Source organism: Methylobacterium sp. CM6257 (assembly GCF_054611515.1).
In genome coordinates, this window is record NZ_CM137735.1 from 6,105,564 (window position 1) to 6,131,407 (window position 25,844).

General features: G+C 65.6%; 24 protein-coding genes and 1 tRNA gene. 9 read left to right on the top strand and 16 right to left on the bottom strand.

Annotated elements, in window-relative coordinates:
- The first annotated feature begins 15 nt into the window (after positions 1–15).
- The 4 genes from ACYCO6_RS29715 to ACYCO6_RS29730 are packed head-to-tail and all read left to right on the top strand — an operon-like array spanning position 16 to position 6,036.
- A complete protein-coding gene (locus ACYCO6_RS29715) occupies positions 16–1,311 on the top strand; it encodes a DNA cytosine methyltransferase (RefSeq protein ID WP_459766079.1) in 1,296 nt (431 codons plus the stop codon).
- On the top strand, positions 1,308–2,858 hold the full coding sequence (locus tag ACYCO6_RS29720) for an ATP-binding protein (RefSeq protein WP_459766081.1): 1,551 nt from the start codon (positions 1,308–1,310) through the stop codon (positions 2,856–2,858). Before ACYCO6_RS29715 ends, ACYCO6_RS29720 begins: the two co-directional genes overlap by 4 nt.
- Before the next feature lie 20 nt (positions 2,859–2,878).
- Positions 2,879–5,065 (top strand): Z1 domain-containing protein, encoded by a 2,187-nt coding sequence (locus ACYCO6_RS29725; protein WP_459766083.1) that lies wholly within the window; start codon positions 2,879–2,881, stop codon positions 5,063–5,065.
- A gap of 2 nt (positions 5,066–5,067) precedes the next feature.
- Positions 5,068–6,036: a PD-(D/E)XK motif protein gene (locus tag ACYCO6_RS29730; protein ID WP_459766085.1), complete on the top strand. Its 969-nt coding sequence runs from the start codon at positions 5,068–5,070 to the stop codon at positions 6,034–6,036.
- Positions 6,037–6,070: 34 nt separating this feature from the next.
- On the opposite strand, the gene ACYCO6_RS29735 is transcribed toward ACYCO6_RS29730, so the two are convergent.
- The gene (locus ACYCO6_RS29735; protein WP_459766087.1) at positions 6,071–8,191 is read right to left on the bottom strand and encodes a DNA/RNA helicase domain-containing protein; all 2,121 of its coding nucleotides are present in this window, start codon (positions 8,189–8,191) and stop codon (positions 6,071–6,073) included.
- Here ACYCO6_RS29735 and ACYCO6_RS29740 point away from each other — a divergent pair.
- Positions 8,163–8,513, top strand: a complete 351-nt coding sequence (locus ACYCO6_RS29740) for a very short patch repair endonuclease (protein WP_459766089.1) — start codon at positions 8,163–8,165, stop codon at positions 8,511–8,513. The two genes, ACYCO6_RS29735 and ACYCO6_RS29740, sit on opposite strands and share 29 nt — an antisense overlap.
- Here ACYCO6_RS29740 and ACYCO6_RS29745 read toward each other — a convergent pair.
- The 3 genes from ACYCO6_RS29745 to ACYCO6_RS29755 all read right to left on the bottom strand — a co-directional run bounded on the left by ACYCO6_RS29745 (position 8,487) and on the right by ACYCO6_RS29755 (position 11,335).
- Positions 8,487–9,737, bottom strand: coding sequence for a DNA cytosine methyltransferase (locus tag ACYCO6_RS29745; RefSeq protein ID WP_459766091.1), 1,251 nt, complete (start codon positions 9,735–9,737; stop codon positions 8,487–8,489). The genes ACYCO6_RS29740 and ACYCO6_RS29745 overlap by 27 nt on opposite strands.
- Positions 9,738–9,744: 7 nt before the next feature.
- On the bottom strand, positions 9,745–10,944 hold the full coding sequence (locus ACYCO6_RS29750; protein ID WP_459766093.1) for a hypothetical protein: 1,200 nt from the start codon (positions 10,942–10,944) through the stop codon (positions 9,745–9,747).
- Between the two features lie 314 nt (positions 10,945–11,258).
- Positions 11,259–11,335: transfer RNA gene (locus ACYCO6_RS29755), tRNA-His, on the bottom strand.
- Between the two features lie 260 nt (positions 11,336–11,595).
- On the opposite strand from ACYCO6_RS29755, the gene ACYCO6_RS29760 reads away from it, so the two are divergent.
- Together ACYCO6_RS29760 and ACYCO6_RS29765 are read left to right on the top strand one after the other, a co-directional pair.
- Entirely contained in the window at positions 11,596–13,527 is a 1,932-nt protein-coding gene (locus tag ACYCO6_RS29760) for a chloride channel protein (protein ID WP_459766095.1), read from the top strand.
- Between the two features lie 115 nt (positions 13,528–13,642).
- Complete coding sequence (locus ACYCO6_RS29765; protein WP_459766097.1) at positions 13,643–14,734, top strand: tartrate dehydrogenase; 1,092 nt, start codon at positions 13,643–13,645, stop codon at positions 14,732–14,734.
- Positions 14,735–14,805: 71 nt separating this feature from the next.
- Here the strand turns inward: ACYCO6_RS29765 and dxs are convergent, their stop codons facing one another.
- The 11 genes from dxs to ACYCO6_RS29820 all read right to left on the bottom strand — a co-directional run bounded on the left by dxs (position 14,806) and on the right by ACYCO6_RS29820 (position 23,343).
- The gene (dxs, locus tag ACYCO6_RS29770) at positions 14,806–16,800 is read right to left on the bottom strand and encodes a 1-deoxy-D-xylulose-5-phosphate synthase (RefSeq protein WP_459766099.1); all 1,995 of its coding nucleotides are present in this window, start codon (positions 16,798–16,800) and stop codon (positions 14,806–14,808) included.
- Between the two features lie 43 nt (positions 16,801–16,843).
- Positions 16,844–17,104 carry an exodeoxyribonuclease VII small subunit gene (locus ACYCO6_RS29775; protein WP_459766101.1) on the bottom strand — a complete coding sequence of 87 codons (261 nt, stop codon included), beginning with the start codon at positions 17,102–17,104 and terminating at the stop codon, positions 16,844–16,846.
- 199 nt (positions 17,105–17,303) lie between these two features.
- Positions 17,304–17,816 carry a tyrosine phosphatase family protein gene (locus ACYCO6_RS29780; protein WP_459766103.1) on the bottom strand — a complete coding sequence of 171 codons (513 nt, stop codon included), beginning with the start codon at positions 17,814–17,816 and terminating at the stop codon, positions 17,304–17,306.
- A gap of 46 nt (positions 17,817–17,862) precedes the next feature.
- A complete protein-coding gene (locus tag ACYCO6_RS29785) occupies positions 17,863–18,426 on the bottom strand; it encodes an HD domain-containing protein (RefSeq protein WP_459773781.1) in 564 nt (187 codons plus the stop codon).
- Between the two features lie 29 nt (positions 18,427–18,455).
- Entirely contained in the window at positions 18,456–19,070 is a 615-nt protein-coding gene (locus tag ACYCO6_RS29790; protein WP_459766105.1) for a DNA-3-methyladenine glycosylase I, read from the bottom strand.
- An 80-nt stretch (positions 19,071–19,150) separates the two neighbouring features.
- Positions 19,151–20,002 carry a CAF17-like 4Fe-4S cluster assembly/insertion protein YgfZ gene (gene ygfZ / locus ACYCO6_RS29795; RefSeq protein WP_459766107.1) on the bottom strand — a complete coding sequence of 284 codons (852 nt, stop codon included), beginning with the start codon at positions 20,000–20,002 and terminating at the stop codon, positions 19,151–19,153.
- A gap of 101 nt (positions 20,003–20,103) precedes the next feature.
- The gene (locus ACYCO6_RS29800) at positions 20,104–20,358 is read right to left on the bottom strand and encodes a hypothetical protein (RefSeq protein WP_447718657.1); all 255 of its coding nucleotides are present in this window, start codon (positions 20,356–20,358) and stop codon (positions 20,104–20,106) included.
- A 159-nt stretch (positions 20,359–20,517) separates the two neighbouring features.
- Positions 20,518–20,979, bottom strand: a complete 462-nt coding sequence (locus ACYCO6_RS29805) for a TIGR02301 family protein (protein ID WP_459766110.1) — start codon at positions 20,977–20,979, stop codon at positions 20,518–20,520.
- Complete coding sequence (locus ACYCO6_RS29810) at positions 20,976–21,467, bottom strand: NUDIX hydrolase (protein WP_459766112.1); 492 nt, start codon at positions 21,465–21,467, stop codon at positions 20,976–20,978. The genes ACYCO6_RS29805 and ACYCO6_RS29810 overlap by 4 nt, the downstream gene beginning before the upstream one ends.
- Positions 21,464–22,597 carry a hypothetical protein gene (locus tag ACYCO6_RS29815; RefSeq protein WP_459766114.1) on the bottom strand — a complete coding sequence of 378 codons (1,134 nt, stop codon included), beginning with the start codon at positions 22,595–22,597 and terminating at the stop codon, positions 21,464–21,466. The genes ACYCO6_RS29810 and ACYCO6_RS29815 overlap by 4 nt, the downstream gene beginning before the upstream one ends.
- Positions 22,598–22,620: 23 nt before the next feature.
- Positions 22,621–23,343, bottom strand: a complete 723-nt coding sequence (locus tag ACYCO6_RS29820) for an SDR family NAD(P)-dependent oxidoreductase (RefSeq protein ID WP_459773782.1) — start codon at positions 23,341–23,343, stop codon at positions 22,621–22,623.
- A 175-nt stretch (positions 23,344–23,518) separates the two neighbouring features.
- Between ACYCO6_RS29820 and ACYCO6_RS29825 the strand changes: the two genes are divergently transcribed.
- Positions 23,519–24,100, top strand: a complete 582-nt coding sequence (locus ACYCO6_RS29825) for a carboxymuconolactone decarboxylase family protein (RefSeq protein WP_459766116.1) — start codon at positions 23,519–23,521, stop codon at positions 24,098–24,100.
- Between the two features lie 261 nt (positions 24,101–24,361).
- Entirely contained in the window at positions 24,362–25,237 is an 876-nt protein-coding gene (locus ACYCO6_RS29830; protein WP_459766118.1) for a 3'(2'),5'-bisphosphate nucleotidase CysQ family protein, read from the top strand.
- Here the strand turns inward: ACYCO6_RS29830 and ACYCO6_RS29835 are convergent.
- Entirely contained in the window at positions 25,218–25,721 is a 504-nt protein-coding gene (locus ACYCO6_RS29835) for a YHS domain-containing (seleno)protein (protein WP_459766120.1), read from the bottom strand. The two genes, ACYCO6_RS29830 and ACYCO6_RS29835, sit on opposite strands and share 20 nt — an antisense overlap.
- Between the last annotated feature and the right edge of the window lie 123 nt (positions 25,722–25,844).

Here is a 25,844-nt window from a genome sequence, read left to right on the forward strand (position 1 = left end):
CGCGGATTGGTCGGGTTGTCTCAGTTGCGGTTCATAGACCTTTTCGCGGGGCTGGGAGGCTTCCACGTCGCATTGCGACGGCTCGGTCATGAATGCGTGCTCGCATCAGAAATCGATCCTGGGCTGCGGAGCCTCTATAAGAAAAATTTCGGCATCGAGGCCGAAGGTGATATCCGCGCGATTGATCCTGAAGGCATTCCCGAATTTGATGTTCTCTGCGCCGGGTTTCCATGCCAGCCCTTCTCGAAGGCGGGTCCACAAACGGGCCTCAACTGTCCAAAGAATGGCGATTTTGCCCCGCTGATAATTCGATGGTTGCGGGCTCGACGACCAAAATATTTCATCCTGGAGAACGTTCCCAACCTGCTACGTCACGACAACGGGCGAACATGGCGGTGGCTGAGCCTTGAACTTCGCCATGCAGGTTACGCCGTCGATGCGAAGGTGCTCTCTGCTCACGAATTTGGTGTGCCGCAAATTCGTGAGCGGCTGCTGATCGTAGGCGCTCGTGACGGCCTCGAAAGTTTCACATGGCCAGTGGGAGTTGGGGGCCAGCCAGATCTTCGTGCGCTTTTGGATACGGATCCCAAAGAGGCCGCGCGGATCTCAAAACGCGTTGAGGATGCGTTAGAGGTTTGGCAAGCATTCCTCGACGCTTACCCAAACGACCGCCGAAAGCCTTGGTTTCCAATATGGACGGCCGAGTTCGGTGCGACATATCCCTTTGCTACGACAGCGCCGCTGGCTGTACCCCTCGAGGTCCTGCAGAACTACCGTGGCGCATTCGGCCAGAGTTTGAACGTAGCCAGCATGGACGAGGTAGCTTCTCGCCTGCCGACTTACGCTCGGTCTGCTAAGCCTTTTCCCGAATGGAAGCGGCGCTTTCTCCAGCTAAACCGCGATCTTTACGAGCAAAACAGAGACTGGATCGACCCCTGGCTGCCTCGCTTGCACCCTTTTGATCATAGCTTCCAAAAATTCGAGTGGAACTTCGACGGGCATAGATCGGTCTGGGAGACCGTCGTTCAACTTCGCGGCTCTGGTATTCGTGCGAAATCACCGGACAGCGCGCCTACCTTAGTTGCGGGATCTTCGTCCCAGGTGCCTATCATTGCCTGGGAGAAGCGATACATGACTGCTTCTGAGCGGGCCAGACTGCAGGACCTCGGCGAACTAAAGCATCTGCCAAGCGCGATGGGACCAACCACTCGGGCGCTAGGTAATGCAGTCAACGCACGTGTAGTAGAGCGAGTTGCTGCGAATTTGCTCCACATCGCAACGATGATCAGGGCAGCAGGATCGAACAGATGAATGCTATCAGTCGGGTTAGTATTCGTCCGGGCGTCAGCATACTTTCCGTCCTGCCACACCTCAATTACAAGCCGTGGTACGCGCTGGCTGAATTTGTCGACAACGCTCTGCAAAGTTACCTGGCCTGCCGCAAAGATTTGCGGGAACTTGAAGGTTCTAAGTTTCCGCTGTCCGTCGACATCGACATTGATCCTGCTGCCGAGCGCATCACCATTCGTGACAACGCCGGCGGCATTGGACCGGACGCATTCCCTAGAGCATTCCGGCCGGCTGAGGTCCCGCATGACGCGAGCGGGCTGTCCGAATTCGGAATGGGAATGAAAAGCGCTGCTGCTTGGTTCTCCCCTAAGTGGTCTGTGCGAACGTCAGCTCTTGGCGAAAATATCGAAAGAATTGTCAGTTTCGACATCGAGCGCATCGTGCGCGACACCATCGAGGAACTCGAGGTGGAAACACGTACGGTAGACCGCGAATTTCATTATACAGAAATAGTACTTGATCAAGTTCGCAAGATGCCGCAATCGAAGACAACGGCGAAAATTCGAGACCATCTTGCTAGTATATATCGTTGCTTCACGCGCCGAGGTGACCTCGAGTTGCGGTTAAACGGTGAATTGCTCTTGCACGAAGAGCCAGAGATCCTCGTCGCGCCCTATTGGAAGGACAAGAGCGGAAGCCCTAAGACTTGGCGAAAGGAATTTAGTATCGACTTATCGGGCGGACGCCGAGCTGATGGCTTCGTCGCAATTAGGGCAAGAGGCTCAACAGCGAGAGCCGGTTTCGCGCTCATGAGACGCAATCGCCTCATAGAAGGCAGCGCGGATGAGACATACCGCCCGGCTGAAATTTTCGGAGCCGCAAATTCCTTTGCCTACCAGCGCATATTTGGCGAGATCAATCTGGTTGGCTTCAAAGTAAGTCACACCAAGGATGGCATCCGCTGGGACGAAGCGGAAGAAGAATTTGTTACAAAGCTAAAGACTGTTTTGGCTTCCAAGCCGATGCCAATTCTTGACCAGGTGCATAATTGGCGATCGATGGAGGCGGCTCGTGAAAGCAGGCCGGCTGCGCAAAAGGCCGTCGCAAAGATGCATGTGGAGATCGAGCCGAAATCGCTAGGAGAAAAAATATCAAAAATCCAGGACGTTATTGCGAAGGCGCCTAAGTCGTCCGAGGCGCCTCAAAAGATTTTGCGCGCAAAAGAGGACGACGTCTCTCAGAGGTTTGAGTTTGATGTCGGCGGATCCAAGTGGCAGGTGGAACTTGCGTTGGACTATAAAGATCCAACCTGTGACTGGTTGCGTATCAGTGATCATGCGATGCAAACCGTCGGGGAAGTTCGAAGGCTTGGTTTGCGAATAGCCATGCTGCATCCTTTTACACAACGGTACTTCAGCGGTTGTGATGACGTACAAATTCAAGGGCTTGCCCGCCTCGCGATGGCACTTGTCCTGTCGGAGACATTGGCACGCGATGGAGGCGCGCGGCTTGCGGGTCGCGTGCGAACCTCGATGAACGAACTACTGCGTGTAAATTTCGCGGGCTAATCTAACGAGCGAAGTGCAGAATGGGCAACGCAGCAACGATCAGCATCGAGGCAACCGAGGCGGACGGCCGCCTCTGGAAGCCCACAGTAGGTATCGAAGCTAATTCTCTTTTGGAACGTAAGGGCTTTGGTGCGCAGGCGGCAGAAAAGGTCCTCACGGAGAACCTTGAGATCGTCGGCCGTTGTTTGCCTCCGCGCGCAGATGGGGAACGTCGAACAGGCCTGGTCATCGGATATGTACAGAGCGGAAAGACGCTCTCTTTCACGACAGTGACTGCGCTTGCGCGAGACAATGGGTACCGACTTGTCATCGTTTTGGCGGGAACCAAAACAAACCTACTCGGGCAAAATGAGGATCGGCTGACCGGCGACCTTGGAATTTTAGGCGCGCGCGGAAAGTTTTGGCGTACTTTGGTAAACCCCAGGCCAAACTCCGCTGAAAAGGATAGCGTAAGGAGCGCGCTTGCGATCTGGGATCGTTATCCGGACAACAAAGAGCGCTGTCGCACTCTCCTCATAGTTGTCATGAAAAATGCCACTCGTCTGGAGGACCTCAAAGACCTTCTCCGCGATTGTGATCTTTCCCGCACCGCAGCTATCATTATTGACGACGAGGGCGACCAGGCGGGTCTCAACACGAAAACTCGGCAGAATGGCCAGAGCGCAACCTACGCAGCGATACTGGATCTGAGACGAACGATACCATTTCATACCTACCTGCAGTATACGGCGACACCTCAGGCGCCATTGCTCATCAGCCGTATCGATGCTCTCTCGCCTGATTTCCAGCGTTTGCTAATTCCGGGTGACGGATACGTTGGAGGCAAAAGCCTTTTCTTTGATGGCTCGCCCTATATTCGCCCGATCCCGAATGAGGATCTTCCCGGTGTCCATCAACCTACCGATGGCCCTCCACCATCGCTCGAAAGGGCGATGCGCCTCTTCTTCTTGGGTGTCGCCGTTGGGGTGATTGAGGGTCGGGAAGGGAACCGCACCATGATGGTGCACCCTTCCCATCTCACGACCATGCACGAAGCGTATGCAACGTGGGCTCGACGCATCAAACAGAATTGGGAGCTGGTCCTTCGCGATGTCGGGTCGCCGGACCAACTGGAACTGCGACGTGACTTTGAGGCCGCCTATGATGATCTTCTAGCAACGGGAGAACTCCCGCCGTTCGAAGAGTTGTGGTCGGAACTGAGCTACGCGCTTGAAGATACGATGGTTAGAGTTGTTAATGCGGTGAATGGCCGTATTCCAAGCTTTCCTTGGAGCGAGAGTTTCGGGTTTATCCTAGTCGGCGGTGCCGGGCTCGATCGTGGGTTTACGGTTGAGGGCCTGACTGTCACTTATATGCCGCGTGGCGCGGGTACAGGTACTGCAGATACGATACAGCAGCGGGCGCGTTTTTTCGGCTACAAGCAGAAATATCTAAATCTGCTGCGAATTTTTGTTGATGATGATGTTGCGAGTGCCTTCACTGCCTACGTCGAGCATGAGGAAAGTGTTCGAGGGGCCCTTAAGGCCCATGGCGACAAACCTCTGAAGGCATGGAGACGCCTCTTCTTTCTGGATAGCAGCCTGAGGCCTACACGGCGCTCGGTGATGGCGCTGGATACGATGAGAGGACGCGCGAAGGAGTGGGTGTGGCCTCACACGCCAGTCGAGGATCCAGAGCATAATCGGGGTGTTATCGATCGTTTTGTTGCTGCACTGGGAGGGCAGCTCGTTCTCGATCCAGAAGCTCAGCAAAACGGATGGACTGGCGCTCAGCAGCATCTTGTTGCGAGCGAACTTCCTTTGGAAGATGTTTATGAGAACCTGCTGGTGCCTCTGTCCTTCGAGGACGATGAGGATGTTTTTGATTTTACCTTGATGTTGCTCCAAATTCGCGCTGCGCTTGATGCACTCAAGCCTGGTGACCCGCCTCTCTTATGCGATCTGTACCTCATGAGCCGAGGTCGCAGAAGAGGTCGTGCTGTGCTCGGAAGCGGAGCGATCGAAAATATCTTCCAGGGCCCAAATCCAGGCACCGGATATCCTGGCGATAATAAAATCCGCTCCTCGGGCCGCTTCACGATCCAAGTTCACCATCTTGATCTACATGAGAAGGAGAGCAAAAAGGATTGCGGTTCTGACGTTCGTGTTGTCGCCGTATACGTGCCGGAGCAATACCGTCGCGATGGTGTTTTCCAACCCCGGGACTGAGAGTGCTTTCATCACTCAGAACTCTTCGAGTTCAGCTTGAGGCTGAGCCGCGATCAAGCGAACCCGACACCATCGTCGCGCTTCCGGTGCCGGGTTTCGAACGATATCACCTCGGTCTATCGAACCTTGGTCAGCTTTGCGCGCTGATAGAAACGCGCGGCCGGCAGATAGGCGCCGATGTGCAGTTGCGCAACCTTGATGTTCGGCAGGGTGTGCGCTGCCGGGTCCGTACCGGCGGAACAACTGACCGAGTTTTAGATGGAAGCCTGATCATCTGTCGTGCGGAAGTGCCGGCACTCGCAGACCTTTTTATCCGGCTCTATGCTGATGCGATCGGCGAATTGGGGGCCGATCCAAGCCCTCAAGCGGTGTCAGCTTGGCTCCAGCGGCTAACCAACTTGTTGAGCAGACTTGAGGAGGAAGGCCGAAAGCGTCTTCAGGGGCTCTGGGCCGAGTTATTAATCATCAAGGAAGTGGGGGATCCGCTATTAGCGCTCCGTCGTTGGAGGGCGGATCCTCATGAACGTTTCGACTTCCTGGGAACGGAGTTCGGATTGGAAGTCAAGAGTTGCCGCGACTTTGACCGCGTGCATGAATTTGCACTAGAGCAGTTGCGGCCGCCCCAGGGGCTTGAAGTTTGGGTTGCTTCGATAGTTGTACGACGCGACCCGGTTGGAAGTAGTGTCCTCGGTCTTCTATCGGAACTGGAGGCGCAGATCTCTGATCCCGAGGCGAGGCGCACACTGCGAGAAAATGTTCTTGCTTCTGCCGGTGCAACTCTTGAAGATGATGAGCATCATCGCTTCGACCTAAATTTAGCTCGGGAAAGCCTGAGGTTTCTCGATGTTGCGGCCGTGCCCTCAGTTCGCGGCGAAATTCCACAGCAAGTTATTAGTGTCCGCATCCAGAGTTGCTGTGCGGAAGTTTTGGAAGTTGGGAATGCGCGGCAAGTTCTAGAGCGGCTGCGGTAAAGTATAGTATGAAATCTCGGCTGGCACTAAAGTGCTAATTACCCTCGCTGATTGTAGCGCAGCCCGCTTCTATCAAGGCGGCCGCAATGAGGTCAGCCTCGGCAGGCAAGCGTGTCGGATCGTCCGCACTGCCAGGAGGTACGCAAATGATAAGCCCGGCACGCGCTCGCGTGAGCAAAACTCGGTATCCGTTTAGCCGAAATCGTTGTCTTTCGCCTTGACGCATGACTTTCCATTTTGGTGAAAGCATGGTTCGAGGTGTCCACTTGCCTTCCGACCAGATGAGGTCTCCTCCCCAGACGAGTGCAGCGTAATCTAATTCGAGACCCTGGCATCCAAATTCGCTCATAGGCAATTCTAGAGCATTAGAACTTCGAAAGTCGCTGGTTGGTCGGAGGAACCAGTGACCGATCGCATTTAATTCTTTGGAATGCGGGGCGGGTGGAAGGCCTTCGCCGATAAGGCGGACGGCTCCGGAACTAGCCAGAATTCCAACTGATCTCCCGTCTATACGGCGGTGCCTTAACCAGTTCTTTGCGTTTGACAAATCCCTGGTTATTCGCGCAGGCGGTTCCGCCATCTGATGTGCAAGTTCTTTTGCCTTGACGAGATTGCCCGTCAGTAATGCGGCTACCCATTGTCCGTGCAGTGGATTTCGGTATGTGCGCATCGAGTTGGAAAGGTGAAACTGGGGCTGGGATCGTAGGCTCGGCGGCTCGAGTTTCGCCCCATCAAGCAGGCCAGCTCCCGCTACGTCGGGTCCTCCTTCCAAGGCTTGTGGTGCAGCCACCACGCGCCAGCGGCGCCCGGCTGACGCTGAGCTAGCCAGGGCCTTGCCCCAGAGTGGTAGGCCGCCCTCGCCACGGTTGATTTCCTGGCCAGCGCCAACCAAACAAACCAGGCACGCCCAATCAAGTCGGCTTAGGATGTCGAGGAAGAGTTTAGGCTCGGAGGTCGGCCGTCCCATCAATTTTTGACCGACCATTTCGTCCCAGGCTCTCTGAGCCTCGTCAAAAATAATTATATTTTCCGGCGGTGTGGCTCCGTCAGTGTGTTCTTTCAGGTAGCCGAGCAGGTTCTGTATGGCGGCTTCGGCTTCGTACCTTGCATCAGATTTGGGTGTTTGTGTTCGCTCCGCTTTGTCATCGGCAAGCGCTTCAGTTAGAACATGTACAAGTGGTCGATTGCCAGACAGGAAGGCAGCAGGATGTGTTGCCTGTCGGCTCTTCAATGCGAGATCAAGCCCGAGCAATGTTTTGCCCGCGCCTGGCGCGCCAGTTACAAAGCATATTACATGCTGTTGCAACTTCTCCGCCACCGCGGCTTCCTCGCGGAGGGAAGCCGCAGCGGCAAGCAATTCAAGGTCGGCAGCGTCGCCGCGGCTAATTTCGGTGATTTGATGGCCTGCATAGAGAGACTGCGCCGCTTGGACGATTGTTGGCGTAGGCCGGTACGGCGACAAATCGAACGTGAGTGCGTCGATAGGAGGTTCAATGATATCTAGATCATTTGCAATCAGCTCCAGGAGGGCGGCGAGGCTTCTGCCGTTCACCGCTATGAGATTTGATACGCCGTCTTTAATCTGCAACTTGATCGGCGTGTGCTTCGCGTTCTCGACACATAGGACCGGAACGATCCGCTGTTGTTGGCTTACCTCGTGAAAATCTCGGAGTAGCTGAGCATATCTACCGACTTGCGTGCGACCACTGCTATTCGAAAGCTGGCGACCTGTTTTGAACTCAATAATTATAACGGTGCCTGGCGCTAGGATAACGGTGTCCAGGCGCTTACCCAGCCTGAGAAGCGGGCACTCAATCATAACTGTCCAATTGACAGTTGTTTGTGAGATCAGTTGTAGGGCTTCCTTGAGCAGGTGGATCTCTCGATCCCATGCTCGGAGTTGCTCAGCATCGGCGGCAGCGTGGAATTTCGCATGTCCGCTGGAGAGCCGTCCAATGATGGTATGAGGGTCGTCGTCAAGGAAGGTTGGAACAGTAGCGGAATAGAATGATCGACCGCTCTGTGCCGCGAATGTTGGTGGAGGTTGAGTAAGCAAATTGCCGCTCTCAGCTTGTGCCCGATCAAATGTCATGCGGGCAATACGCAAAAAGAACACTATCCCGGAAATGGTGGTGCGCAAGGCGTTGCACGCCATGGGCTTCCGCTTTCGGCTTCACAGGGCTGACCTGCCTGGAACGCCGGATATTGTGTTGCCACGCCATAAGGTGGCCATTCAGGTTCATGGGTGCTTCTGGCATCAGCATCCAGGATGCCGTCACGCCACCCTTCCCCGTTCGCGTATCGCCTACTGGCACCCTAAACTCGCCCGAAATGTCGAACGGGACGCATGTTCAGAGGCCGCGCTTCGGGCCCTCGGCTGGCGGGTGCTTGTGCTCTGGGAGTGTGAGTTGAAGGACTTTGGCGCTCTGCGCGACCGCCTTCAGGCCTTTCTACTCGGCAGCGATGAACTTGCCTGACCCGCGCGAACGAGTTGCGGCGGCGTAGCCCTTGCCCGTGCCGGGGTGAGCGTCGTGGTTGCCACGCAGGGAGTGGTAGGCGCTAGGGACCTTTGCTGCTCGGCGCGGCGGCGGTGCTGGCGTTAGGGCCACTGGCAATGCGAGCGTGGGCTCTTCGTTCAGCACGGGGAGCCTGAGCAGTTGCACTCGCATGGCCCTGGCAATGACCTCAGCTAGTAGCGAAGGGACAGCATTGCCGAGCTGCCGCTGTGCGTCTGCAAGTGAGCCTGCGACCGCGATGTCGTCGGGGAAGGTCTGGAGACGCAACATCTCCTGCTTAGAAAGGCGCCGGCCCGACCAGTGGAATGGTCCAGTTGCCGGACCGGGCTGCGCGGCCAGGGTCCATGAGGGCTGATCCTTGGCAAGCTTCAACAGGAAGGACCAGTACCTCCGGCGCCAACCGAACAGCGGCTCGCCGCCCCCTCGTTCGGTGTGCCAGAGGTAGTTCTGCCCCTCGGGGATGGAGGGCATCAACGCTGCCCACTTGCCCTTCATCTGAAGCGCAGGATCATCTGTCTCAGGCACATCGTGGAGGGCGTCCCAAGCCGTCCGCCAGCGGTGGGCGTTTGTGGCCAAGTCGAGGGAAAGCGGATCAGCATGGCTTGGTGCTGGGAAGCGGAACTGGCTCCCGTCACGCGCGCCAACCATGAAGAGCCGCCGGCGCAGCTGCGGCACGCCATAGTCGGCGGCGTTCAGCACAGCCACCGAGGCCGAGTAGCGAGCCCCTGTGGCGGCGTTGATCGCGCCTAGAGCGTCGCGGACGAGGCGCAGCCCCTCGTCTTTGCCTCGGAAGCCGAGACCCTCGACATTCTCCAGGAGGAAGGTGCGCGGCTGAGCTTCAGCGAGCACGCGGAGGTAATGGTCGAGCGTCGAGGCACGGGGATCATCAAGCCGGCGCGCTTGCCCTGTCGCCCAGAAGCCTGCCTTGCTGAACGGCTGACACGGCGGCCCACCGATCAGGACATCGGCCTGGCCAGGTTTGAGATCGCCGACCCGCAGCAACTCTTTCGTCGGCACCTTGGCAATGTCGCGCTCGATGACCGGCCACGAGCGGTTTGCCCGCAAGGTCTCTACACAGCGCGCGTCCAACTCAAGCGCGACCGCGGTACGGAAGCCCGCGGCCTCGAAGCCGAGGTCCAAGCCGCCAGCGCCGCTGAAGAGGCTGATCGCAAGGGGCGTCCTCATCAGCCTCTCATACTCTGGAGCGCGCGGCCTCGAACACGGGGCCGGGATCATCGATCCACAGCGCAGGGTCTACCAACACATTGTTACCGATCTTGCCAGGGCAGCGCGCGTGCTCGGCAAGTCTGCTTGGCAGCGCGTAGCGGAAAGTCCACCTCTCCTCCACAGCGTGAAGGCACCCAGCCACCACGTCGAAGTCGTCTGGGGCGTAGTAGCGCGAGCAAGGGTCTCCTTTCGAGGCACGCGTCCTCTGAAAGTCGATCTTCGGTAGGCCAGCGGCGCTCTTCTTGCGGAGCACGTTCTTGCATTCGACGGTGATCGGCGCACCGCCTCGCCAGCGCAGGCGAAGGTCCGGGCCGCCCTCCTCATCGAGGCGCACGCAATCTGACACGCCCGGTGTTGCGGCCAGGACCTCGCGTAGCTTCTCCTCTGCCACCCATCCGCGCACCGCCATCTTGAGGCGGCGGGCGCTCGCGATCAGTTCCATGATCCTGTCAGGTGAAAGCTCTAGCTCCGCAGCCAGCGGGTGGAGGGTGGTCACGTCGGCGACGGCTACCGGCCCCTCCGGCTCAGCGGTGACCTCGTGCACCAGTTCTGGACGCTCTGCCAGCAACCCCCGATCGCCTTGCGAGACACCATATGCGCCTCGCTCGAAGCGGATCAAATCCAAGAGCTTGCTGCGCCGGCCACCCACGAGCACCTCGGTTGGCTCAGCGAACGGTCCTCTGTGCTCCCGCTCCCAGGCATGCCATCCCCCGTCCAGGATCGCCTCAGCGTGATGGTCCTTGAACTCGATGCGGATGTAAAACTTCGTCGGGTTGTGCATCTCGGGGTCGAGCGAGACGAAGTAGCCGCGCACAGGATCGATGCCGACGAGAAGCGTCGTGTAGAGCCCGAGCGGGTCTTGCCATAGCCGGTGCAGGACGGGTGAGCCGTCCTCATCCCGCAGCTTCGGGCCATACTTGATCTGAAAGCTCCGCTCGTCAGGCGGCCGGTTCTTGGTGGGGGTCCTAGTGGCGAGGAAGGCGTAGGCGACAACACCCATACGCTCACCAGCGGGGGTCTCGAACGTGATGACGAAGGGAGCCCTATCTGGCGGCGACGCGAAGATGATGCGGCAGCCTGCGTCGCGAAGGCCTTCGACCATGAACCTGACGAGCGGCTCGCGGTCCGAAGGCTGAACCCGGTACTGCCGAAGGCCGAGGATCATTCGAGGCCCAGAAACAGGCAAGAGGCTGCCGTGGCAGATTGCTGCAGGACATATCGCTTCCAAAGGCAAGCGACGGATGACGTCAATCCTGCAGAGCGCGGTGGTTAGACGCGGGAGCGACCCGACACCTGCTCGAGGCACGCTCGCGGCGGATGGCGGTTCAGCAATCTGCTCCCCCACGTCCCTTCAAGAGCGACAAAGGTTTCTCATTTGCTTCCTATTCGCTTCCTGGCCACCACTTTCAGGAAGCAAAGCAGACGACGGAAAAGGGGCTGGCGCTGAGCCAACCCCTTCACCCGTCATCGGAAATTCGATGGTACCACCGCCCCGGCTCGAACGGGGGACCCCCAGATCCACAATCTGGTGCTCTAACCAACTGAGCTACGGCGGCACTGGCGGGCGGTGTATCGTGGGCCGCGGCAGTTTTCAAGGTGATCGATGCGTGCGTTCGCCAAGACGGTGGAAGCCGGGCGATTTCGGCTCTCCGGAATGGGTGCTGCCGCTGTGGGGTCCAGTTCGAACCGCGCGGGCGGGACAGAGCGAGAGGCTTGAGCGGTCCCTGATTGCAACGCGCTCCGGCACCGCTCTAAGTGCACTCACGAGGCCGCCGTACCGAGCGCGGCCGCGTCGGCCGGGACGAAGGGACGGACCGTGAGCGCGCGACAGCCGACGGCGGCCGCGAGAGAGGGGCAAGGCCCAGCCCAGAAACCGGTGGAGACGCCGGCCCGAACGGCTGCGGGGCGGGGCGGACGCGCCCGCCGGCGCTGGCCCGTCATCGGGATCGTCCAGGCGCCGGGCCGGCTGCGCAGCCTCGTCCGCCGGAGCGAAGGCGGCCTCGTCGCGCTGGCGACCCTCGTCGGCTGCGTCGCCGGTGTGGCCGTGTCCGCCATGACCTGGGTGACGCAGAGCCTGCGCGAGTTGCTCTTCCTCCTTCCGTCGGGGATGCGGCTCAGCGCGGCCGACACGGTCACGCCGGCGCTCCTGCTCATCGGTCCCTGCCTCGGCGGCGCGCTGCTCGGGACGCTGATCGTCGCGATGCATTACATCCGCGGCCCGCGCAAACGCCCGGCTATCGATCCGATCGAGGCGAACGCCCTGCATGGCGGGCGGATGTCCCTGCGCGACAGCGTCTACCTCGCCCTCCAGAACGTGATCTCCAATGGATGCGGCGCCTCGGTGGGATTGGAAGCCGGCTACACACAAATTGCCTCCGGCCTCGCCTCGCGGCTGGGAACCGCCTTTGAGGTGCGCAGGAGCGACTTGCGGACCCTGGTGGGCTGCGGCGCGGCCGGCGCCATCGCGGCAGGTTTCGGTGCGCCGCTGGCCGGGGCGTTCTACGCCTTCGAGTTGATCATCGGCACCTACTCCATCGCCACGCTGACGCCCGTGGTCGTGGCGGCGCTCTGCGGCAACCTCGTCTCCCGGTCGCTGATCGAGACGCAGCCGCTGGTCGATCTCGGTGACATGCAGGCGGTCACGACATCGCACGTCACCAGCATGGAGATCCTGCCGAGCCTCGCCCTCGGGCTGTTCTGCGCGGCCTTGGGCATCCTGATCATGCGGGGTGTGACCCTGGTGGAGCGGCTGGTCCAGGCCTCGGGGCTGCCACGGGCGGCCGCTCCGGCCTTCGGGGGCCTGTGCGTCGGCGCGCTGGCGCTGCTGGCGACGCCGCAGGTGCTCTCGGGCGGCCACGGCGCCCTGCACATGCACTTTGCGGCCGAGGAGCAGGGACACGGGGCCGCGGCGCTCGCCGGATTGTTCGCCGCCAAGGCGGTGGCCTCAGCGATCTCGATCGGTTCCGGTTTCCGGGGCGGCCTCTTCTTCGCCTCCCTGTTCCTCGGCGCCATCGCGGGCAAGCTGTTCTCCGCCCTCGCGCCGGTGCTGGTGCCGCCGTTGGCGGGCTTCGGCCTCACGCCGCTGGCCTACGCGGTGATCGGCATGAGCGCGCTCGCCGTGGCGATCATCGGCGGCCCGCTGACCATGACGTTCCTGGCGCTGGAGGTCACCGGCAGCCTGCCGATCGCCGGGCTCGTGCTGGCGGCGGTGATCGCGTCCTCGCTCACCGTCCGGAAGACCTTCGGCTACTCCTTCGCCACCTGGCGCTTCCACCTGCGCGGCGAGAGCATCCGCAGCCCACACGATGTCGGCTGGATCCGCTCGCTGACCGTGGGCCGGCTGATGCGCCGCGACCCCGGCACCGTGGCGGTCGACACGCCGCTGCCCACCTTCCTACGCGCTCATCCGCTGGGCTCGCCCTCCCGGGTGATCGCCGTGGACGGGCGCGGGCGCTACGCCGGGATGGTGAACGTCCCCGAGGTGCACGCGGCCGCGCGGGATTCGGTCACCGGGGCACGGCCGACCCTCACCGACCTGCTGCTCCACACCGGCGATTTCCTTACGCCGGGCATGAACGCCAAGGACGCCGCCGCCGCCTTCGACCGCACCGAGAGTGAGGCGCTCGCGGTCGTCGACGGACCTGAGACCCGCAAGGTGCTGGGTCTGCTCACCGAGAGCCACACACTCAAGCGCTACAGTGAGGAACTCGACCGTCAACGCCGGGCCATGGCGGGCGAAACCGACTGATTGTCAGGCCGGCGCGTTGACCGGATACCTGCGTGCAACAACCCTGGATCATACGATGGGTCCTCGCGAAGGCCCGAGCGTCGCGATCCGAGACCCGACACACATGAGGGACCCCATGGCCGGCCAACACAGCAGCCAGCAGCGCAGCTACCGCATCGCGGTGATCCCGGGCGACGGCATCGGCAAGGAGGTGGTGCCCGAGGGCGTGCGCGTGCTGGAGCGGGCGGCCAAGCGGCACGGCTTCAGCCTCCAACTCGACTGGTTCGATTTCGCCAGCTGCGACTACTACGAGAAGCACGGCCGGATGATGCCGGAGGACTGGAAGCCGCAGATCGAGACCCACGACGCGATCTACTTCGGCGCCGTCGGCATGCCGGAGCGCGTGCCCGACCACATCTCCCTGTGGGGCTCGCTGATCCTCTTCCGGCGCGAGTTCGACCAGTACGCCAACCTGCGCCCGGTGCGGCTGATGCCGGGGGTGAAGTGCCCGCTCGCAGACCGCAAGCCCGGCGACATCGACTTCTGGGTGGTCCGGGAGAACACCGAGGGCGAGTACTCGAACGCGGGCGGGCGGATGTTCGCCGGCACCGACCGGGAATTCGCCATGCAGGAGACGATCATGACCCGTCACGGGGTCGACCGGATCCTGAAATTCGCCTTCGAGCTGGCCCAGAAGCGCCCGCGCAAGCACCTGACCTCGGCCACGAAGTCGAACGGCATCTCGATCACCATGCCGTACTGGGACGAGCGGGTGAAGGAAATGGCCAAGGCCTATCCGGACGTGCGGTGGGACCAGTACCACATCGACATCCTGACCGCGCATTTCGTCCTGAACCCGGACCGGTTCGACGTGGTGGTCGCCTCCAACCTGTTCGGCGACATCCTGTCGGATCTGGGACCGGCCTGCACGGGCACGATCGGCATCGCGCCGTCCGGCAACATCAACCCGGAGCGGGTGCATCCCTCGGTGTTCGAGCCGGTCCACGGCTCGGCGCCGGACATCGCCGGCCAAGGGATCGCCAACCCGATCGGCCAGATCTGGTCGGGGGCGATGATGCTGGAGCATCTCGGGGAGCACGCGGCGGCCGCCGAGATTGTCAGCGGGATCGAGCGGGTCCTGGCCGAGCGGACGCTGCGCACCCGCGACCTCGGCGGCAACGCGGACACGCAGGCCTGCGGCAAGGCGGTGGCGGAGGCGCTCGGGTAGGAAGGCGGTTTCTCCCGCCCGCACCCCCATCCTGAGGCGTGCGGGTCGGAGGGCCGTTGGAAGACGCGCAGTCAGCGCGGGCGGCGGCGCACGCTTACCACATTGCTCGCCGGCTCGGCCTTGCCGGAGGCCGCCGGCAGGGCATCGAGGGCTGATTTGACGATGGCTTTGGCGTCGAGCCCGGCCTCGGCGTACATCTTCTCCGGGCTGTCCTGGTCCTGGTAGGCGTCCGGCAGCGTCAGCGTCCGCACCCGCACCCGGCCCGCATCCAGCGCGCCCGTCTCGGCGAGAAGATGCAGCACCATCGCGCCGAACCCGCCCCGCGAGCCCTCCTCCACGGTGATCAGAACCTCGTGCTCGCGGGCAAGCTCCAACACCAGCGCCTCGTCCAGCGGCTTGGCAAAGCGCGCGTCCGCCACCGTCACCGCCACGCCCTGCTCGGAGAGCGCATCCGCCGCCTTCAAGGCCTCCGCCAGGCGCGTGCCCAGGCTCAGGAGCGCCACCCGCGCCTCCGCGTCGCGGCGCACCACCCGGCCCTTGCCGATCGCGAGAACCTCGCCCCGCTCCGGCAGCTCCACGCCCACACCCTCGCCGCGCGGGTAGCGCAGCGCGATCGGGCCCGCATCATGCGCGTGGGCGGTCGCCACCATGTGCACCAGCTCGGCCTCGTCGGAGGCCGCCATCACGGTCATGTTCGGCAGGCAGCACAGGTAGGCCAGATCGAACGCGCCCGCGTGCGTCGCCCCGTCGGCGCCGACCAGACCCGCCCGGTCCAGGCAGAACCGCACCGGCAGGTTCTGCAGCGCCACATCGTGCACCACCTGGTCGTAGGCCCGCTGCAGGAAGGTCGAGTAGATCGCCACGAACGGCCGGTAGCCTTCCGTGGCCAGCCCGCCCGCGAACGTCACCGCGTGCTGCTCGGCGATGCCGACGTCGAAGGTCTTGTCCGGATGCGCCTTGCCGAACAGGTCGATGCCGGTGCCCCCCGGCATGGCGGCGGTGATCGCCACCACCTTGTCGTCGGCATCCGCCGCCTTGATCAGGCTCTCGCCGAACACCCGCGTGTAGGCCGGCGCGTTCGGCTTGGCCTTGGCCTGGACCCCTGAGACCACGTCGAACTTGACCACGCCGTGGTAGCGGTCGGCACTCGCCTCGGCGGGCGCGTAGCCCTTGCCCTTCTGGGTGACGACGTGCAGCAGGATCGGGCCGTGCTCGGCGTCGCGCACGTTCTTGAGCACCGGCAGCAGGTGGTCGAGATTGTGCCCGTCCACCGGACCGACGTAGTGGAAGCCCATCTCCTCGAACATGGTGCCGCCGCCGACCACCAGCGAGCGGGCGTATTCCTCGGCCGCGGCGGCGCGCTGGTAGAGGGCCTTGGGCAGGAGCTTGCCGAGCTGCTTGGCGGTCTCGCGCAGGGACTGGTAGGTGCCCCCCGAGGCGAGCCGGGCCAGATAGGCCGACATGGCGCCCACGGGGGGCGCGATCGACATGTCGTTGTCGTTGAGGATGACGATCAGGCGCGAGTGCAGGGCGCCGGCATTGTTCATGGCTTCATACGCCATGCCGGCCGACATCGAGCCGTCGCCGATCACCGCGATGGCGTTGCGGCGCTTGGATGTGCGGCCCTTCGCCTTGGCGGCGGCGGTGTCGAGGTCGCGCGCGACCGCCATGCCGAGCGCGGCCGAGATCGAGGTGGAGGAGTGGGCGGCGCCGAAGGGATCGTAGACGCTCTCGGCCCGCTTGGTGAAGCCCGACAGGCCGCCGCCCTGGCGCAGGGTGCGGATGCGGTCGCGCCGCTCGGTGAGGATCTTGTGCGGGTAGCACTGGTGGCCGACGTCCCAGACGATGCGGTCGTCGGGGGTGTCGAACACGTGGTGCAGCGCCACCGTCAGCTCGACCACGCCCAGACCCGAGCCGAGATGGCCGCCGGTGACCGACACCGCGTCGATCATCTCGGCGCGCACCGCGTCCGCCACAGCCTGAAGCTCGGATTCCGGAAGCGCACGCAGCGCCGCAGGAGTCGGGACACGGTCGAGAAGCGCGCTCTGCTCGGGGGAAATTGCCACGGCATCAACCTCTAACGGATGGGATCGGTTTGACCGCCGAGCCTCAGGACATGTCGAGCGGGGCGACGCCCTCGGGCCGCCCGTCGGAGCCGTGGGTGATCCGCTGGATCCGCGCCTCGGCCCGCTTCAGCAGCGCCTCGCAATGCTTCTTCAGCACCTCGCCGCGCTCGTAGATGGCCACCGACTCGTCGAGCGGAACGTCGCCCCGCTCGAGCCGGCGCACGATTTCCTCGAGCTGTTCCAGCGCCTTCTCGAAGGGCAGGTCGCCGGCGGCCGGGGCCACCTCGGGTCTGCTCGCGTTCATCCCAGATGCTTCCTTTGGAGAGGTTCTACGGCGGCAGCCCCCGCGGCTACAACCCAGGGGCAAGGGGCGTCGGCCCGCTCCGCATCGTTTTGGAGCGGTGCGGCGGCGTTTGCGCCACACTCCCGCGCGCTGCCGGAAACCCGGCTCATCGCCGCCACCGGGACGGGGCGGCGCCTTGTCCGTATGGTCGCGGGCGCGCTCACGTGAGCGTCAGACAGAACGGCGTGCCCTCGAACGCGTCGGCGCCGCGGCCGATCCGCGCGATGGCCGCGACCATGCGGCCCTCGCGGCCGAGCATCCGGTCGGCGATGGCCACGAACAACGGATTGGGTGTGGCGGACGGGGAGGCTGCCCGCAGAGTGTCGGCGATCACGCCCTCGTCGCGCTCCGGCGCCAGTGCGCAGGCCGCGATATAGGCCGCTGCGGTGGAGCGGCTGATCCCGGCATAGCAATGGATGACCAGCGGCTTCTCCCGTGGCCAGGCCCGGATGAAGGCCAGAATGCCGGCCACGTGTTCTTCAGCCGGCAAAACGTGGCCGTCGCGCGGTGCCGCGATGTCGCTGACCCCGATGACGACGTGGTTGCCCGCCTCGATCACGGCGGGCCGCTCCAGGGGCGTGCCGACATTGATCAGCGTGAGCACATGGCTCGCGCCGGTGGCGACGACGGTCTCGGGCAGGCGCGAGAGCGGGCAGACGTGGATCGTGGGCATCGTGACCGCGCCAGTGCCCGGCGATCGTGACGGATCGAGGGCGGCTTTATCGGCTCGGGCGCAGCAAGCGGAAACGGTCGAGAAACCGCACCTCGGCCTCGGCGGTCGGCCAGGGCTCGGCCAGCGCCAGCACCGGCTCGGGCAGATCCTCCGCCTGACCGAAGTAGAGCGCGGCCTCGTCGGATTCGAACCCGGCGAGGCGCACCGCCTCCAGATGGGCGGCGATCCGGTCGGCTCGCTTCACCAGCGCTGTCAGGGCGGGCGTGGGTGCCGGCAGGTCGAAGCGGCAGCGCACGGCGGTGAGCAGGCGCAACTCGACGCCGCGATAGGCATCGCCGATCGCGGCCTTCAGGGGGGAGATGATGTCCCCGACCACATATTCCGGCGCGTCGTGTAGCAGCAGCTCCAGGCTCTCCGGATCGGTGCATCCGGCGGCGATATGGCGGCCCACCGCCTCGACCAGCAGGCTGTGCTGGGCCACCGAGAAGACGTGGGGCCCCCGCGTCTGGCCGTTCCAGCGGGCGACCCGGGCGAGACCGTGGGCGATGTCGGCGATCTCGATGTCGTGGGGCGCCGGGTCGAGGAGATCGAGTCGGCGGCCGGAGAGCATCCGCTGCCACGCGCGCGGGGCCGGCTCGCTCACGGTGCTCGCCCCAGCCCGGCGCAGGGCCCGTGCCGGTGGCATCCGACGAGATGGTCGTTGACCATGCCGACCGCCTGCATGAAGGCGTGCACGATGGTGGGGCCGCAGAAGGAGAAGCCCTCCGCCTTGAGGGCCGTGCCGATCACTCGGGAGACCGGCGTCTCGGTCTGGATCTCGGCGCGTGTTCGGGCTGTGCCCTGGATCGGCCGTCCGTCGACAAAATCCCAGAGGAAGCGTGAGAAGCCGGGGCCGCTCTCCTCGATCCGCAGCCAGGCCCGGGCGCCCGCGATGGTGCCCTGGATCTTGGCGCGATTGCGGATGATGCGGGCATCCTGCATCAGCCGCGCCACGTCGTCCTCGGTGAAGCGCGCGATCTGCTCCGGATCGAAGCCCGCGAAGGCCGCACGAAAGCCCTCGCGGCGGCGCAGGATGGTGATCCAGGATAGGCCGGCCTGGAATCCGTCGAGAATCAGCTTCTCGTAGAGTGCCCGGCCATCATGCTCGGGCACGCCCCATTCGGTGTCGTGGTAGGCGACGTAGAGCGGGTCGAGGCCGGCCCACCAGCACCGGGGGCAGCCGTCGGGATGATCAATCAGGCCGGTCTCGGACATCGGCCCGGTTTAACGAGAACAGGAGCAGAACGCCATCGCCGGAGCGGACATACGGCGGCGCATTCGCGGCCCAATCCGAACTACCCGACCTGGCTCGTCGCACCGTCGGGCATCGCGAAGGTCGCGAAGGCCGGACGTTCCAGACTGACCGGATGATCGCCCGCCCGCGGGGTCTCGCCGGAGGCCAGCGCGTCGCCCAGGCGGTCGAGGCGGACCAGGGCGAGGCCGCGCGTGCCCGCGACGCTGCCCGTGGTGCCGAGCACCTTGCCGGACGCCGTGATCTCGGTGCTGGGCGCCGCGGCGCCCTCCGGATACGCGGCCACCAGGATGCGGGTCCGGGCGGTGCCCCGGTGCTGCATGCGCGAGACCACCTCCTGGCCGACATAGCAGCCCTTCTTGAAGTCGATGCCGCCGAGCTGGTCCATCAGCGCCTCGTGCGGGAACGCGTCCCCGAAGGCGTAGTCGCGCCCGCCCTCGGGGATACCCAGCGCGATCCGGTGCGCGTGGTAATCCGCCTCGGCGGCATCGGCCGAGAAGGCACCCTCGGCGGCGTAGAGCCGCGCACCCAGTTCGGCATGGCGGGAATCGGCGACGGGCTCGGCCGACGCCGGGGCGGCACCGTCCCAGGCCGCCGCAATCGCCACGGTCGGGTCGGCCGCGATCGTCACCTGCGCGCGCAGGCGGTAGAGCGTCAGGCGCTTGGCGAAATCCGCGGCCCGATCCGCCTGCACGTCGAACCGGAACCCTTCCGGGATCCGCGACACGAGAAAGTCGAACAGGATCTTGCCTTGCGGCGTCAGCAGGGCGCCGAGCCGCGCCTCACCCGCCTGCAGCGTCTCGACGTTGCAGGTCAGCACGCCCTGGAGAAGGGCCGCGGCATCCGGTCCGGTGACGGTGACGAGGGCGCGGTCCGGCAGCAGGGCGACGGGCATGATGGGCTCTTCCTCAGACGGCGGGCGGTCCGGCGTATCGAACCGCGCGCCCGGGACGTAGTCTCTGGCCGCCCGTGCCTCAACCGCCCGATATCACGGCTTCAATGCTGGAGGGTCGTGGTGAAGGCACCGCCCCGGATGCGCTCCGGGAAGCCTTCCGCGTAACGGGCCGTCGCTTCCTCGCCGTAGGTCGTCACCAACTCCTGAAACGCGGCGAACAGCGCGGCCTGGGCCATGCAATCGCCGTCGAGCCCGTCGAGGCAGCCTTCCGCGAACGCTTCCGAGACGTAACTCAGCGCGACGCGTTTCTCCTCGACATCGACCTCGATGGGGGCGGTGTGAGAGATGTGCTGCATGGCCCGACACTTCCATTGCGCCGGGCACGGGACCCGGCGGATGCAACGGATGATAAGCAGGTCCCGGCGGCTCGGCCAGCCGGGAATTTCGGATCGGTTAACGCGAGGGCTCAAATCCGACGCTTCGCCGGCATCGTCGAGGAGTGTGTTGCGCCTGCATCACCCTCCGAAACGGCCGGCCAGGGCATGCGACAGCCGGTCGCCCTCCGCGACGTAGCGGGCGGCCGCCTCGTGGGCGGCCGGCGTGCAGACCCGATAGGTCAGCGCGTAGCCCCGGTAGCCGCGGTTGTAGGCGCCGGCCAGGCGGTCGCGGCGGGCCGGGGTCACGCCCTCGGATTCGATCAGCGCCTTCATGCGGGCCGGCCAGTCCGCGGCGTCGGCGGCGTTGCAGAGGCTCCGCAGGAAGGCCAGCGCGCCGATGATCTCGGACATGCGCAACAGGTCGCGGTCGTAGGGGGCCGGCACGTCCGCGGGGGCGTTCGCCTCCTTGGCCGCGTCCTTCGCGGCATCCTTGGCCGGGGGCGCGGCCGGGCGGCCGGAGCGCTGCTGCGCCAGGACCGGTGCGGAGACCGGCCCGGCCAGGAGCGCGAGCAGGCACAGGATCGTCGCCGGGCGCCTCACGCGGTCGCCTCCCCGTCCTGCTGCATCCGCGCGCGGTCCCGCACCCGCGCGAAGGCCTCCTGCAGGGTGTCGAGCAATCCCGGGGTCGTCGGAAGGCCGGCCACCTCGGAGAGCGTCGCCCACCGGGTCCCCAGTGCCTCCGGGCCGGCCACCGGTTCGCCCCCCCGCCACAGGGCGGCGTGCGGGTGGACGACGTAATGGTGCCGGGCCCGGCCCGCCTCGTCCCGGACGATGATCTCCGTGGGTGAGAGCACGCCGACCACTTCGGCCGGGAGGCCGACCTCCTCGGATAATTCCCGCAGGGCCGCCTCGGCCAGCGACTCGCCGGCCTCGACGAGGCCGCCCGGCAGCGTCCAGACGCCGCGCATGGGCTCGTTCGCCCGCGCCGCCAGCAGGACGCGGTCGCCCCGGATCACCGCGATCGAGGCCCCCACGAAGGGGCGGGTCGGGAACAGGCGGCTATCGGCCTCCGTCGTGTGCGCGGTCAAGGTTTTCCTCCGTCGGGCGCCACGACGGCCACGCGCCCGTCCGCCAGGCCGATCAGCAGCCGCGCGCCCGCGCCCTCGCCGAGGACCACGATTCCGGTCTCGGCCGATGCCGGGAGCGGCACGCGCAGGCGCTCGTGCAGGGAGCCCTTGGCGGCCACGAGCGCGATCTCGGGGCGGCCTGCCACCGGCAGCACGAGTTCGGGGCTGCCGGTGGCCGGAACCGTGACGGCGAGGTCCGAATCGCCCTCCCCCGCGGCGTAGCCCGCGGCCTCGCCGGCAGGCTCGATCCGGTCGGGCCGCAGCGTCCAGAGCTGCAGCCGGCCGGTGGCGCTGACCGTCGCGGCCTGCGGCGCGCCGGACCCGGAGAAATCGGCGATGCCGGCGATCTTCAGGGGCGGCCCGGGCTGCGGCGGGGTGCGCGCCGTGACGGTCCAGGCCGCGCCCGGTTCGCCGGCCGGACGGTCGATCAGCGCGAGACCGCCCGCATCCCCGCCGGACAGCGTCGCCGCCAGCAGGGCCGGGCGATCCGAGAGGCGCAGCAGACGGGGCCGGAGCGGGGCGAAGACTGCATCCTTGCCCGCCGGCACGGTCGCGGTGGCCACCGGAACGGGCTTCGGATCGGTGCTGACGGCCATCGGCTGGCGTTCGCGGATCGTCAGGACGGCGGCGGCCTCGCTGCCGTCGGGCGCGCGGGTACGTCCGGTGAGATAGGCGCTCAAGGGACCGGACAACGCCCGGCGCGAGCCCGGCAGGGCCCCGCGCGGCGTCTCGGCGGCGGTGAGCCCCTCCACCGCCTCGCGACCGATCGGCCGCACGGTGACGCTGCCGTCCGCCAAGGCGAGCACGGCGCCGCCCTCGTCACCCCAGACCACGGCGATGGGTGCGCTCTCCTCGTCGCCCGCCTGCTGGCCGACCTTCGCGCCCGCGATCGGGAGCAGGCCGGAGGTCGCCACCGAGACGGCGGCCTCGCTGCGGGAGCCGCGCAGCGCGCGCACCTTGAAGGGCAGGTCGAGGATCCGGATGCCGGGCTCTGCCTGCGCGCTGGCGACCGGCGCCGCGCACAGGAGCACGCCCAGGAGCGCCCGCAGGCCTCGGCGCCGCGCGGTCCGACGTTCACCCAGGACGGTCATCTCCGTCGCGGCATGCAGGCTGGTCAAACGTGCTGGCCGCCATTGATGTGAAGCTCGGCCCCGTTCACGTAGGAGGACGCCTCGGTGCACAGGAAGTAGATCGCCTTGGCGACCTCGTCCGGGGTGCCGAGCCGGCGCTGCGGGATCTGCTCGACGAGCTTCTCGGTGCCCGGCGACAGGATCGACGTGTCGATCTCGCCGGGGGAGATGGCGTTCACCCGCACCCCGAGCGGCCCGAAATCGGCGGCCATCTCGCGGGTCAGGCCGGCGAGCGCCGCCTTGGAGGTGCCGTAGGCGGCCCCCGCGAAGGGATGGACCCGGGATCCCGCGATGGACGTGACGTTCACGATCGAGCCCTTGGCCCGAGCGAGTTCCTCGCGCAGGCCGCGCGCCAGCAGGATCGTGGCGAAGACGTTGACCTGGAACACCCGCTGCCACTCGTCGAATTCCGTGGCCAGGGCACCGAGCCGCTCGCCCCCTGGCCCCTTGGGCGAGATGCCGGCATTGTTGACCAGCGCGTGCAGCACACCGCCCTCGGCTGCGAGCCGCCCGCGGACCTCTTCGATGGCGCGGACGGTGTCCTGCGCATCCGCGAGGTCGACCTGGAGATGGTCCTCGGGGCCCATCTCCCAGGGGCAGTTCTCCGGGAAGGCGTGGCGCGAGCAGGTGATCACGCGCCAGCCGGCCGCGGAGAAGCGCTTGACCGTGGCGTGACCGATGCCCCGGCTTGCACCCGTGAGCAGCATGATGCGCCGGCGTTCGTTGACGGGGAGGGCCAAAGCCGTAAGCCTCGCTGGCGTTAGGGATCGCGGCCCGGTCGGGGCGCGGGTCGTGCCGGTGAGCCTGAACGGTCTAGGCGCACGGGAACCGGAAATCCAGAGCACGTCGCGTGCCGGGGACGATGCAGGGGAGTGGAAACGCATGGGCAGCGGGCAGACCAGCACGGAGCGCATGCCGGAGATTCCGGCCGAACGCCTGTCGGCGGCGCAAGCCGAGGCCGCGGCGGCATTCGCGGCCGAGCGCGGCGTTCCGGTCTTCGGGCCGTTCGTGCCGCTCCTGCGCAGCCCCGAGTTGATGCTCTGCGCGAGCCGGATGGGGCTATACCTGCGCTACGGTAGCGCCCTGCCGCTGCGCATCAGCGAGTTCGCGATCCTGATCGTCGCGCGGGAATGGAGCCAACCGGTGGAGTGGGCGATCCACCACCCGATCGCCTTGAAAGCCGGCGTCGCGCCCGAGACCGCCCAGGCGCTCGCCGAGGGGCGCCGCCCCGACACGATGAGCGCCGACGAGGCCCTGGCCTACGCCTTCTCGACGGAGCTGATGCGCAACCGCGCGGTGAGCGACGCCACCTACGCGGCCGTGGTCGCGCACTTCGGCGAGCAGGGAGCGATCGATCTGACGGGGATCAACGGCTACTACGCGCTGCTGGCCATGACCATGAACGTCGCCCGCACGGCGCTGCCCGAAGAGGCGCCATCTCGGCTGCCGCCGCTGGTGGGGTAGTGCGCGGCCGGGATGCGAAGCCGCTGTGCGGCGTCACCGCTGCTGGATCCCGAACCCGGTTCGGCCGCCGCTCCACCGGCCCGGAGAAAGCCCCGGACGCGGTGCGGATCCGGACCCTGCTCGGCAATTCCGGGACGAGAAAACGGACGGCACGGCACGATGCCGAGCCGCGTCAAACCGCGTTCGCAGCCCTGCCCCCGCACCGGAAGACGTCGACATTCCGCGCCCTCTCGGGCATGCAGGACGGCCTTGGGAGGGACCATGACAGGCGCGGCAACGATCTCGGGGCCTGAGCGCGAGCGGATCGCCGCTGTGCTCGCCGAGATCGCCTGTGCGGCAGGCGAGATCCTGCGCGGCTATCATCGCGGCCCCTGCCCGCACGCGCTGAAGCCCGACGGCTCTCCCTGGAGCGCCGCCGATGTCGAGGCCGAGGATCTGATCGTCACCGCCCTCGCCGGACGTTTCCCCGGGATCGCGGTGGTCGCGGAGGAGCGCGCGCAGAGCGGCGAGCCCGACGCGAGGACCACCGATCACTTCTTCCTGGTCGATCCGCTGGACGGCACCCGCGATTTCCTGGCGGGAACGCCGGACTACTCGGTCAACATCGCCCTGGTGGCGGGCGAGCGCCCGGTGGCAGCGGCGCTCGCGGCGCCCGGGCTCGGCCGGGTCTGGTGGGCGGGCACGGCGACCTCGGAGGCCGCCGTCGTCGCGGGGCGGCCGGGGGCCGGGCGTCCCGTCCATGCGCGCGCGGTGCCGGAAGGCGGCCTCGTGGCCCTGGGCAGCCGGCGCCACGGCGATCCCGAGACCGCCCTCTGTCTCGCCGCGCTGCCCGTTCTGGAGACGCGCCAAGTCGGCTCCGCCCTGAAGTTCGGCCTGATCGCCGCCGGGGAGGCGGACATCTACGTGCGCTGCGGCCCGACCATGGAATGGGACACGGCCGCGGGCGATCACATCGTCGCGGCGGCGGGCGGCTGCGTGGTGGTGCCGGGCGGCGGCCCGATCCGCTACGGACGACGCGGGCCCGACCACCGCAACGGTCCCTTCGCGGCGCTCGGCGACCCGGCCCTGGCTCCCCGGCTCGCCCTCCCCCCGTCCTGCGGAAGCGGCGCGGCGCGGCTCAGCGCGGCGCCTCCATAGCCGGGCCATCCTGCTGGTCGCGCAAGCCCGGCCAGGCCGCCTCCGCCTGCCCGGCCAGGCCGGGATCCGCGAGGAACCGCGCGCGGCGCGCGCCGTCCCGGAACAGGTAGAGGCGATCGCCGATCACCGCGAAGACCAGGGGATCGGCATCCACCAGGCGGCCTTCCAGGATCCCGGCAGCGTCGTAGCCGCCGAGCCGCGGGGCGTAGACTGCCGGATCGTCCCGGAAGGCTTCCCGGTTGGCGCTGCTGGCGAAGCGCCAGACCCGTCCGCCCCAGGACAATTCGAAGCGCGCGGTTCCGGCCTGCGGACCGCCCTCCAGGAAGTAGCTGACCGGATCGAAGCCGTTGAGCGTCAGCAGCGCGATCTGCGCCCTCGCCGGCTCCGCGCCCGCCGGGCGGGAGCACCCCAGCACGGCGATCAGAAGCGCCGCGACAGCCAGCCTCGGCCCGCGCGGCACCTCGGCTGCAGGGTGAGGACGCATTAACCACATCTTGCGAATTCCCTCAGAAGCTGGTCCGACTCACCCGCCCGTTCCCGCGCGGCGCGCAGGCTCGGACGGATGACAGCTCCAGGCCGTCCGGGCCGTCGGCCCGGCCGCCTGCCG